General features: G+C 37.8%; 4 protein-coding genes and 2 pseudogenes. All 6 read right to left on the reverse strand.

Going from position 1 to position 2,989, the window contains the following annotated elements; translation table 11 throughout:
* Nucleotides 1-507, reverse strand: a pseudogene (locus ACFIMA_RS09295) (lambda exonuclease family protein); the annotation flags it as partial.
* A gap of 1 nt (nt 508) precedes the next feature.
* Nucleotides 509-1,322, reverse strand: a pseudogene (locus ACFIMA_RS09300) (ERF family protein).
* A 76-nt stretch (nt 1,323-1,398) separates the two neighbouring features.
* Nucleotides 1,399-1,965 (reverse strand): hypothetical protein, encoded by a 567-nt coding sequence (locus tag ACFIMA_RS09305; protein ID WP_375693405.1) that lies wholly within the window; start codon nt 1,963-1,965, stop codon nt 1,399-1,401.
* The gene (locus ACFIMA_RS09310) at nt 1,962-2,471 is read right to left on the reverse strand and encodes a hypothetical protein (protein ID WP_375693404.1); all 510 of its coding nucleotides are present in this window, start codon (nt 2,469-2,471) and stop codon (nt 1,962-1,964) included. Before ACFIMA_RS09310 ends, ACFIMA_RS09305 begins: the two co-directional genes overlap by 4 nt.
* Before the next feature lie 11 nt (nt 2,472-2,482).
* Nucleotides 2,483-2,800: a hypothetical protein gene (locus ACFIMA_RS09315; protein ID WP_375639942.1), complete on the reverse strand. Its 318-nt coding sequence runs from the start codon at nt 2,798-2,800 to the stop codon at nt 2,483-2,485.
* Between the two features lie 12 nt (nt 2,801-2,812).
* Nucleotides 2,813-2,989, reverse strand: a 177-nt coding sequence (locus ACFIMA_RS09320; protein ID WP_375693768.1) for a phage antirepressor KilAC domain-containing protein, incomplete at its 5' end; no start/stop codon positions are given.

Below are 2,989 nucleotides of genomic sequence, written 5' to 3' on the forward strand. Positions count from 1 at the left end.
TCATTCTCAAACCAGTAGATTTGCCTACAAAGTTTGGATTATAGCTCATGAAATCACACCATTTGCGTCCAGTGCATCCCATTTGGAATTGCACCTGTGCGATATATTCAGGCTTGATTTCGTCATAAATAAAAAAACGAAGATGAGTTGTTGATTGTGGACATTTGACTTCGATTAAACCGTCCTCTCCAATGAATCCATCAGGACTTGCCCCCGCCATTTCCATTTTTGGGTGTGGATAAACCCGCATCTTATGACATTGGTGTCATAAATGAATTCATATTCTCTCAAGGCATTCTCTTCATGTTCAATGCCCCATTGCATAGCAGGTGTTGTATAAGATTGGCTTATTTCCCCTATTAAGCGTTCTGTCATGAGTTTCGTTTTGTAATCTTCATATTTGCTTGTAGGCAAACCTTTTGCTGTCTTACTGAGTACGTTGTAAACATTTTAAGCAGTGACTTTACCTAAGCGCGCTTGAAACCATTCTGCTGTTCTTTGTTCCATCTCACACCGCCGTTCCCTGTTCGTGTGGCGTTTCTATATCGGCATCTTGTATAGGTGCATCTAATTGCTCTTGTTGTGCTTTATTCATTTGCTTTCGTTGCTTTTTTTTTCAAAGAAAACAAAGCGATTTGAGCTTGTTTATAAGACATATCTGTTAGATTTTTGGCTCCTACGAAAGAGATAAGCTTACTTTCTTCAGATTGTGTTTTTTTAATTAATTCTTTGATTTCATTCATCTGTTTAGGAGAGATACCCGCAAGAAGTGTTATTCCATCTGTATCGTCTTCTTTTCTTGCAACATTAAGAAGCATGCCTAAGAGATATCTCCGTGCGTAGGTGAGAGTAGAACCAACCGCTTGTATGTTATTTTTGCTCCCTGTAGCGTCAAAAGGAAATGTTCCTTCTGTTGATATTTCATTGCCCGATATATGCTTTAAAGTCATTTCTACAGTTATGTCATTTGAACTCTGGTCTTTGATACGAGAGAACAAGGCAAAGTGATGTTTTGCAAGAGGTTCTTTGATAGCATCAATATATTTATCAAGCGTTGTATAGAGGCTTTTAGTATGTGTATTAATGGCGTTTTGTTCGATATCTTTGTATTCCGTTTGCATAGCAGAAAGATCACGGACAAAGTTTTAGCGCTCTTGTCGTTTTATCTCTTGTTCTCGCAATTCAAGAAGACGCTTGAGACGATCCATATCGACATCATTTTCTAAAGCTCTTTCTAAAATAAGCTCCATAGCTGTAGGTTTGATTTCACAATCGTTCGTTTTTTTTACTAATTCCGTTTGTGTGGTACTTAGTTCACTCATCTTGATTTCCTCCTATTTGAGCGCAATTCCCCCGTGGCGTGAATCACGCTTGTGTTAAAATCTTTGTTTTTTTTTGCTAGAAACGGCTTATGTAGCTTATATCGCTTGCTGAATAGTCACTTTCGTAGATGATTGAATTGCGTCCACGAATTTCAAGATTACCAGAAATATTTACATTATCGAAAATATATACTCCATCTAGAATTTTCATATTTCCGGAAATGTGTGCTTTATCACTTATATAAGCATCTCCATAGACACGGGCATTGCCATAAACATGGCCCAAAACTCGAGCCTCACCATAAATTTGTGCATTGCCGTAAATTTGCGCATCATATTCAACATATGCTCCACCGCAAACTTTTGCATTTTCATAAACACGCGCCCTGCCTGTAATTTTTGCGCGTTCAAATACTTGTGCATTGCCGAAAATCTTAGCGTCACCATAAACTATAGCTTTATGCCAAACCCAACAATCGCCTTCATGCGATAGGTTGTCTTCTTTTTGTATATAGCCGCCTAAGTAACCTTTTTTAATATTTCTAAAATCTCTTAATGCACGTATGCGATAAAGTTTTTTACTTTTATCGGTTCTTGTATCATGAAATTCTTTTATTTCATCAGTGAGCTCGTATTTTTTCATCTGGTCTTTTCTCCAGTTGAGATTCTTTTATCGCCATCAATCCAGTCGTCCCAACATACACATGCATCACCGTAAATTTTTGCATGACCATAAATATGCGCATCACCGCAAACTTGTGCATTGCCATAAACTTCTGCATTATCAAAAACGCTAGGTTCACCGCAAATATATGCATCACCGTAAATTTCTGCATGACCGTAAATGCATGGTTCATCGAAAACTTCTGCTTTGCCATAAATACGAGAATTTCCGTAAACATGTGCATAACCGTAAACATGTGCATTTTCGTAAACCTTAGCATCACCAAAAACCTTGGCATAACCATAGACTTTTGCATAATCCCCAATCCAGCAATTGCCATCATGACTTAGATTGTCTTCTTTTTGTATAAAACCGCCTAGGTCATCTGCTTTAACATCATCAAAATCCCTTAAAGCACGAATACGGTGAAGGGTTTTGCCATCAAACTCAATTGTTTCATCAGTCAGTTTGTATTTCTTTTCCATGGTTTTTGCCCCTACCTTAAGATAGCATCACTTCCATAAAATGCTGTTTTGCCAGCTACTATGGCATTACCACCAACTTTTGCGTTATTATAGACTTCGGCATCTTCATAAACCTTGGCGTTTTCATAGACATATGCATTTTCATAAACCCACGCCTCATCACCAACCCAACAATTGTCATCATGGCTAAGATTTCTTTCACTCTCTACAAAGCCACCAAGATCACCTTTTTTAACATCTCCAAAGTCTTTTAATGCACGGATACGGTAAAGCGTTATTCTATCAACTTTAATTGTCTCATCAGTCAGTTTGTATTTCTTTTTTATCATAATAACCTCCTCTTAATGCATGCTTTGTCTTTTAAGCTCTTGAGACAGCACACCAATTCCTTTTGCTGTGACTTTTGCGCAAGGAATGACCTTTTCTATTCCATTTGCGGTTTGAAGTGTGATGGTTGGACAATCCATAAGTTTCTTTTGGATTTTGTCTTGATAAGGAAGCAAATTTCCACCTGCTGC

The organism is Bartonella sp. AP88HLJMH (genome assembly GCF_042195605.1).
In the GTDB taxonomy this organism is placed as follows: domain Bacteria; phylum Pseudomonadota; class Alphaproteobacteria; order Rhizobiales; family Rhizobiaceae; genus Bartonella.